Here is a 7,190-nt window from a genome sequence, read left to right as displayed (position 1 = left end):
TGTTCAGTACCTTCACAGTTACGAGCCAAAATGCATAAAAAATCACCTTCGGTGATGGCATTTTGGCTTGTATGTCTCGGGATTTTGACATATTCATGTCAAAACACCTCGCGGGACAGTGGCTACTGAATAGTTACATTTATTCATACTTTCATCAATAAAGTAACGATTTTTTCTGTATTTTGCATTTTACGAAATGTATACAGGAATGTTTTTCTGCTTTCATAGTAACATATCTTTTTCTGCTCGAAAAGACACAACTCATGAAGAATTTTCCTGTACTGTTATTCCTTTGGTTTGAAATATTTTCAAACCACAACTATGTAAAAAGAACCGGCAAATGCATCTGTTTCCCTGCATTCGCCGGTTCTTTCCATTATTTTTTAATTTTCGCTGTATCAACGATCGCCCTGCTGATTTTCACCGACAGCTACCTCATAGAAATTATCTTCTGTCATTCCCTGTTCGCCGATTGGTGCATCATCATTTATGAACAGGAAGTATGCGATCTGGTCCGGATCGATGATGCGGTCTGTTGCGTAAGCATAGACATAGTCATCGGAACTGTTGTTTTGGTATCCGATCATACCGCCACCCATGTACATATTTTTGATCACGGTGCCGTCTTTTAATTTGATTCCCATCAGTGGCGGAGCTTCCTTAAATGTCGTACTTTCAGAAGTGGTTCCGTCTTCATTCTCCCCGGTAATGGTTTCCTTCTGTATCGGAAAATTGTATTCCGCGTAAACAGAGATCGGGGAAATCTCTACGGTCTGGATCGTTGCGCCGCTGTCTCCCAGTGGCTGGTTCAGAGTATATGTCTTTGCGGTATCTGCACCGCCGAGTGTCCATTCGAAGTTCCAGGCTCCTTCCAGCGTCTTGGTGAATTCTGCCTTATCTACCGTTCCCAGATCCTTCAGTTCCACCTGGATGTCCTTTCCGATAAAGAATCCTTTCTCACTATAATTATTCATGTTAATGTCAAATTCCATGCTGCCATCTTCCTGCACATAGTAATATATCATGTCTCCATTTTCATCCAATGCAGAACTTCCGTCGGAAGCACGCACCGGCATTCCGTCTTCTCCGGTGATGATGCCGTCATAGAATCCGGCGTCCAGGTTCAGGTCATCTTTTCCGTTCACCAGCACACTGATACTTCCAAAGTCCGGCTGCTGTCCGTCTTCCACCTGAAACCCTTCTACTTTGAAGGAAATATGACTGTTGTAATTATCGGTGATGCTCTGTTGTGCCGTCACAGTCACGCCCGCATCTGTGCAGGACTGACTGGTAAATGCTGCCATTCCATTGTCCTCCAGCTGTTTCTGCTGTATCTCCGTTGCCTGCATTCCTTCTGCCATACCTGCACTCCATTTCATATATGCAGCGGCTCCTGCCGTCACGGTTGCGGTAGCCAGTGCTGCAACTGCTGCCACAACTGCAATTTTCCTTTTGGAAATAGCTTTTCTTTCTGTTTCTTTCTTATTATGCGAAACCACTTTCCTGTTATCCGGTTCCATTTTCTCCTGTTCTGCATGAATCCTGGCAAATGCCTGATCTGCTTTCTTCCTTACTACTTCCGGGATTTCAACATCTTGCTGCAGTGTCCGTAAAATTCTATCATTGCTCATATAAATACTCTCCTGTCTGCATCTCTTTCTTGTCTGTGTTCGTGTACTCTCTGTTTCCTGTCCAACCGACTATTGCTTTCCCACAGCTTTCTGTCCACCTAATTCACGACCTTCACCTGGAAAAGTCCCGCCAGCTGTTCCCGTCCCCGCGCCAGCCTGCTACGCACGGTTCCCTCCGGGATATTGAGAATCTGACTGATCTCACTGGTCTTAAATCCTTCGATATAATACAGTATCACCACCAGTCGAAAATTCTCCGACAAACTGTTCAGTGCCTCTTTCCACTCACTGTTTTCAAACCCAGCGTCCACATCCGGTGTCTCCGGAATCTCGTCCATCCAGACCATCTGCTTTCTTTTTCGCAGGATATCAGTACATTTATTCAGCAGGATCCTGGTCATCCAGGTACGAAAATATCTGTCTTCCTTCAACTGGGAAAATTTTTCCCAGCACACCAGAATCGTATCTGAAATAGCATCCGCAATATCTTCATCGTTGCAAAGAACCGACCGCGCCGCCTTATACATATTTTGCATCTGACTCTCCATCAGTGCCGTAAAAGCATCCGGATCTCCCTTCCTTGCCTGACTGATTAATCTTTCCATTCGTTGTCCTTTCTGTTTGTACGTACAAAAACAGGTTCTTTTCTTTAAGGTTTACATACATTAGACGGAGTTGCAAGAACTTTCGCTCCCGAAAAACCAATAAAATAAGTATTTATCAGATATTTCATGGCGATTTCAGAGGTTCTGGTTGTCAAACAGGCAATAATAATCTACTATAAAAGGCTTTACCACAGTATTTTCAAAACTATAGTAAAGCCCTGTTCTTACATTCCCCTTATCTATTTTCTTACTTTTTCTCACTCTCCGTCATTCCCGGCTCTGCATCTTTCCACTCTACCGTATACTCCTCACCGATGCTCTCACCCACATTTTTTATGTACTCCTCGATCAGCGTCTTCGCCCGTGCCTTTGCCTGCGACAGCATCTCTGTATTTTCTTTTGCCTGCTGCTCCATCGCTTCCTGCGCACCCGCCAGTGTCGTTGTTTTCTCTTCTGTGGTAACACTGGTCAGAAAACCCGTATCGGTCAGCGGGGTACCAAGAGAATCTTCATCCACATCTACATTCAGAACCTGTGCGTCCGGCATCGTCACAGTCACCACACCGTTTTTGTCCGGTTCCGATACTGTGACCTGACTGATATCGATGCCATATTCAATAATCCCACTGTATTCCGTCCAGATTTTCTTATATCCGGTTTTCAGCCATTTTGCGAAAATGCCACTTGCTTCCGTCTCCGCTTTCGCAACATTATGATAATAACACTTTAAAGTGGCCAGTTCACACACCGAAGTAACCCCTGAAAAATCAGCAGTCTGCGTTTCTTTTCCGCATCCTGTCAGGCAAAGAACAACGGTCCCAACGAGAAGCATCCATGTTTTTGTTATCTTTCGTACTCTCATTTTGTTTTCCTCCCCGGCAAATTTCAAGGTCTTCTATATCTCCCACTGCATCGTATATCCTGCATTTTTCAGGATCGGCGAAAGCAGTGCTTCGATGGCTGACTGCAGATTTTCTTCGGCCGTCTGATAGAGTTCTTTTGACTCACTCGCTTCCTTTAGGGCATCTTCCTTGCACACCGTCATGATATCTTTCAGCTCCACATCTGGATTCTGTGGGATAAAACTGAGCGAATCCGGATCCACGGTTACTGTATTTACCGTAATTTCCGGCAGTACCGGCGTTACCGTTTTTTTTTCCTCATCAATGGTAAATGTTATCTGATCCAGCGCGATTCCTACTTTCACCGTGGAGGCATACGCGATATGGCACTCGGTTTCTTCCAGGTTTCCATCACTGTACTTGTCTGCTATCCCGTTGTATATGAACTCTGCCGTGGACAGTTCACTGATATCCACCGCTTTTTCCAGCTGCGAGGAAGTAATTACGCTTTCTTTTGTTATCTTCTGTACTGCATTTGGTACAAACAGACCTGCTGCAGCCGCAACGATTCCGAGAACCAGCACACTTCCTATGATTTTTTTCTTCATTCAGTTACTCCTCTCCCGTTTTCCCTTATTATACTGCATAATCTCTTTTTCTTCCACCGGCATATTTCTGTTTCCAAACCTGAAAAAAGATGCCATGCTTTAAAACATAGCATCTTTTTGACATCTGTTCTCAGTTAATATCCAGATCTGCCGTAACCTGATAATAATCGCAGGCATGGGATTCATATCCGGTAACATTTGCTTTGGAGATCATGCTCATTTTCAGGAACGAGCAGAAGACGAATGCATGATCATCCAGAACGGTCTGCTGCATCTGTACAGCAAGTTCTGCACGTTTTTCTATGTCAAATTCCGCGCTCAGTTCTTTTTCCAGCTTATCCAGTTTTTCACTGCTGTATTTTCCCTGATTCCTTGTCGCATCGGAAGTTGCAAAAACAGTAAACCAGTATTCCGGATCACCGGTAGGTGCCTGTACATTGGCCATTGCATAGACATCCCATGCAGTGGGATCATCTGCTACAGAGTTATTGTCCGCTGTACAGTTGATGTCCAGATCAATCCCGATATCCTTCAGAGTTGCCTGTGCGGATTCTGCAAGCAGCGGCAGTTCCTGACGGCTTGGGTAGGTCAGCCATCTTACCGTTAATTTTTTTCCATCTTTCTCACGGATGCCATCTCCGTCAGTATCTTTCCATCCTGCCGCTTCCAGAACTTCTTTCGCGCCTTCCGGATCATAAGTTTCTGTCGTCACCTTATCTCCGCCAAATGCGGAACCTTCCGGAAATACTCCATTTGCCACATAACCATTGCCTTCCAGTAAGGTTGCAACAAAATTCTCCTTATCAATCCCCATGGCAATCGCTTTTCGGACTGCTGGGTCGGCACATACAGAACTTTCATCAAAATTCATCTTTCCAAAGAAACAACGGGAAGTGGAAATCTGTGAAAATGTATATGCATCATTTTCAAACAACGGATAGCTTTCGTAAGCCATACCGTAGGCTGCCTGTATTTCTCCCGACTGGAGTGCATTGGCCAGCGTACTTCCATCTGTAATCGTACGGATTGTCAGCTCGTCAATCTTCGGCGTTCCATTCCAATAATCCTCATTTTTTACCAGTGTCAGGTGATCATCACTCTGGCAGTCCACGGCGATGTATGGACCGGTACCTGCTACGATTCCATCATCAAATCCTGCGTCCACATCAATGATACATCCATAGGGATCTCCAAGGTAGTTTAACAGCGCCGGTTTCGGCTCTGAAGTATGAATCGTAAGAATCTGACCATCTGCTTCCATCGAATCGATTTTCAGATCATTTTTTGCCCGTTCGTGATTTTCAGTCAGATGCTCCAGACATTCTTTCACCGCTTCCGCGTCCATATCCCGGCCACTGGAAAATTTCACATTATCCTGCAGGGTAATCTTCCATGTCAGTTCATCCACATTTTCCCATTCTTTTGCCAGCCAGGGTTCGATTTCCATGGTATCCGAATATTTTACCAGTGTCTCACCAATCCCATACCGGATACAGGCCCATCCTGAATAAGCATCATGTGGATTCACATTGTTTTCTTCATTGGAACTGTTGAAGGTTGTGTCACCGATTACCAGGGTCTTTTTCCCTTTCTCAGTTGTTGTCTCCGTTTCGTTTTTCTGATTTCCGCATCCTGCGAGCATACTCGCACATAAAACAACACTTAACGCAGTACCGATCAGTTTTTTCGCATTCATCTTTTCTGTTCCTCTCTTTCTGTTTCTCACTGTAACTGTTCAGTACCTTCACAGTTACGAGCCAAAATGCATAAAAAATCACCTTCGGTGATGGCATTTTGGCTTGTATGTCTCGGGATTTTGACATACTCATGTCAAAACACCTCGCGGGACAGTGGCTACTGAATAGTTACTTCTCACTTTATTATTCTTTTACAGAATCTCTGGCCGGTCTTCCTATCCGTTCTCATATCCCGGCCGGGGTTTCCTGTTATTATCATCACAGAACGCTTTCAATAAGTCTCCTGGTATATTCTGTCTTCGGATTCCGGATCACCTCATCCGGCGTTCCCTCCTCCACAATCTTTCCCTGATGCATGACAAGCACTCTGTCACAGAATTGTTGAACCAGTGCAATGTCATGGCAGATAAACAGATATGTCATATTCCTTTCTGTTTTCAGTTTATCCAGCAGTTCCAGGATCTCTTTTTGAATCGTAACATCCAGCGCAGAGGTCGCCTCATCCAGGATCAGTAACCGGGGATCGATAGCGATCGCACGCGCGATCGCAGCCCTTTGACACTGCCCGCCACTGACTTCATGAGGATAGCGCGCTGCATATTCTTTTTCCAGTCCACATAGTTCCAGCAGCTGTCCTGCCTTCACCATTGCTTCTTTTTTTTTCATTCCATAATTGATCAGACTTTCTGCAATTCCATCACCCAGTTTCCTGCGCGGATCAAAGCTCTCCGTTGGAGTCTGAAACACCATCTGCATCTTCTTATATACTTCTTTTAACTCTTTTCCCTTTTTCAGAGTGATATCTTCTCCATCCAGCCGGATCGTTCCGGAAGAAACATCCAGTAACCTAGTGATCATATTGACAACCGTAGTCTTCCCGCTTCCGCTTTCTCCAATAATTCCAAGCTTCTCACCGGACTCTACAGAAAAACTCACATCATCTACTGCTGTGTAGTTCTCTCGTCCCTGAGAGACAAATGTTTTTGTCAGATGTTCTGCTGCTAGTACCACACTCATTTTTCCTACCTCCGAAGTTTTGGAACCGCTGCCAGCAATTTCTTTGTGTACACTGATCCCGGATGTTCAAATACTTCTTCTGTCACTCCATACTCCATGATCTCACCTTCATGTAAAACCAGCACTTTGTCTGCCATCGCACGGATCACTCCCATATTATGAGTTACCAGCACTATGGAAGTTCCAAAAGTTTCCCGAACCATAAGCATCTCTTCCACTACCTGTTTCTGAACTGTTACATCCAGTGCGGAGGTCGGCTCATCTGCCATCAGTATCTTCGGGTTCAAAAGCATGGCCGCCGCAATGCCCACTCGCTGCTGCATACCACCGGAAAGTTCAAAAGGATAACTGTCCAGTACTCTTTTGGGATCTTCAAAGCCAAATTTTTCAAGCAGCTCCTTTGCCTGATTCTCAAATACATCTGCTTTTATTTTTTTATGTTCTGTCATGAATTCATAGAGCTGTGCCCGTACCGTACGGATCGGACAAAAAGAGCTTCCGGCCGTCTGAAAGATCATTCCAAGCTCCGGTCCGCACAGTTTTCTCATCTCCCTCGGTTTCAGGTCGGGAAGATCCATTCCCTTATACCAGATATCCCCTCTGGTAACAAGACCGTCCTTTCCAAGCAGACCCATCGCCGCTTTGATCAGCGTCGATTTTCCGCTGCCACTTTCTCCTACAATTCCAAGGATTTCACCTTTTTCTACAGAAAAACTGACATCATGTACAACCCTTTTTCCTTTATAACTGATATCTACATGTTCATAACGAATGACTTCCGTCACTTTCT

Annotated in this window: 7 protein-coding genes; all 7 read right to left on the bottom strand. The window is 44.8% G+C overall.

Going from position 1 to position 7,190, the window contains the following annotated elements:
- Positions 1-398: 398 nt before the first annotated feature.
- The gene (locus MSA64_RS04765) at positions 399-1,631 is read right to left on the bottom strand and encodes a DUF4179 domain-containing protein (RefSeq protein WP_287890804.1); all 1,233 of its coding nucleotides are present in this window, start codon (positions 1,629-1,631) and stop codon (positions 399-401) included.
- Between the two features lie 98 nt (positions 1,632-1,729).
- On the bottom strand, positions 1,730-2,236 hold the full coding sequence (locus MSA64_RS04760) for an RNA polymerase sigma factor (RefSeq protein WP_154432876.1): 507 nt from the start codon (positions 2,234-2,236) through the stop codon (positions 1,730-1,732).
- Positions 2,237-2,483: 247 nt separating this feature from the next.
- The gene (locus MSA64_RS04755) at positions 2,484-3,098 is read right to left on the bottom strand and encodes a DUF4230 domain-containing protein (protein WP_207726577.1); all 615 of its coding nucleotides are present in this window, start codon (positions 3,096-3,098) and stop codon (positions 2,484-2,486) included.
- A 33-nt stretch (positions 3,099-3,131) separates the two neighbouring features.
- Entirely contained in the window at positions 3,132-3,686 is a 555-nt protein-coding gene (locus tag MSA64_RS04750; protein WP_154432877.1) for a DUF4230 domain-containing protein, read from the bottom strand.
- 130 nt (positions 3,687-3,816) lie between these two features.
- On the bottom strand, positions 3,817-5,382 hold the full coding sequence (locus MSA64_RS04745; RefSeq protein WP_154432878.1) for an ABC transporter substrate-binding protein: 1,566 nt from the start codon (positions 5,380-5,382) through the stop codon (positions 3,817-3,819).
- A 259-nt stretch (positions 5,383-5,641) separates the two neighbouring features.
- Entirely contained in the window at positions 5,642-6,400 is a 759-nt protein-coding gene (locus tag MSA64_RS04740; RefSeq protein WP_154432879.1) for an ABC transporter ATP-binding protein, read from the bottom strand.
- Positions 6,401-6,405: 5 nt separating this feature from the next.
- The gene (locus MSA64_RS04735; protein WP_277664023.1) at positions 6,406-7,185 is read right to left on the bottom strand and encodes an ABC transporter ATP-binding protein; all 780 of its coding nucleotides are present in this window, start codon (positions 7,183-7,185) and stop codon (positions 6,406-6,408) included.
- Positions 7,186-7,190: the final 5 nt, after the last annotated feature.

It is taken from the genome of Oliverpabstia sp. (genome assembly GCF_022785585.1).
Taxonomy (GTDB): Bacteria; Bacillota; Clostridia; order Lachnospirales; family Lachnospiraceae; genus Oliverpabstia; species Oliverpabstia intestinalis.
This window is presented reverse-complemented; position numbering and strand designations above follow the sequence as displayed.

Bases quoted from the DNA above. Each gene is read 5' to 3' on its own strand.
- MSA64_RS04765 (WP_287890804.1), bottom strand. From the start codon at position 1,631: ATGAGCAATGATAGAATTTTACGGACACTGCAGCAAGATGTTGAAATC.
- MSA64_RS04740 (WP_154432879.1), bottom strand. From the start codon at position 6,400: ATGAGTGTGGTACTAGCAGCAGAACATCTGACAAAAACATTTGTCTCT.
- MSA64_RS04745 (WP_154432878.1), bottom strand. From the start codon at position 5,382: ATGAATGCGAAAAAACTGATCGGTACTGCGTTAAGTGTTGTTTTATGT.
- MSA64_RS04750 (WP_154432877.1), bottom strand. From the start codon at position 3,686: ATGAAGAAAAAAATCATAGGAAGTGTGCTGGTTCTCGGAATCGTTGCG.
- MSA64_RS04755 (WP_207726577.1), bottom strand. From the start codon at position 3,098: ATGAGAGTACGAAAGATAACAAAAACATGGATGCTTCTCGTTGGGACC.
- MSA64_RS04760 (WP_154432876.1), bottom strand. From the start codon at position 2,236: ATGGAAAGATTAATCAGTCAGGCAAGGAAGGGAGATCCGGATGCTTTT.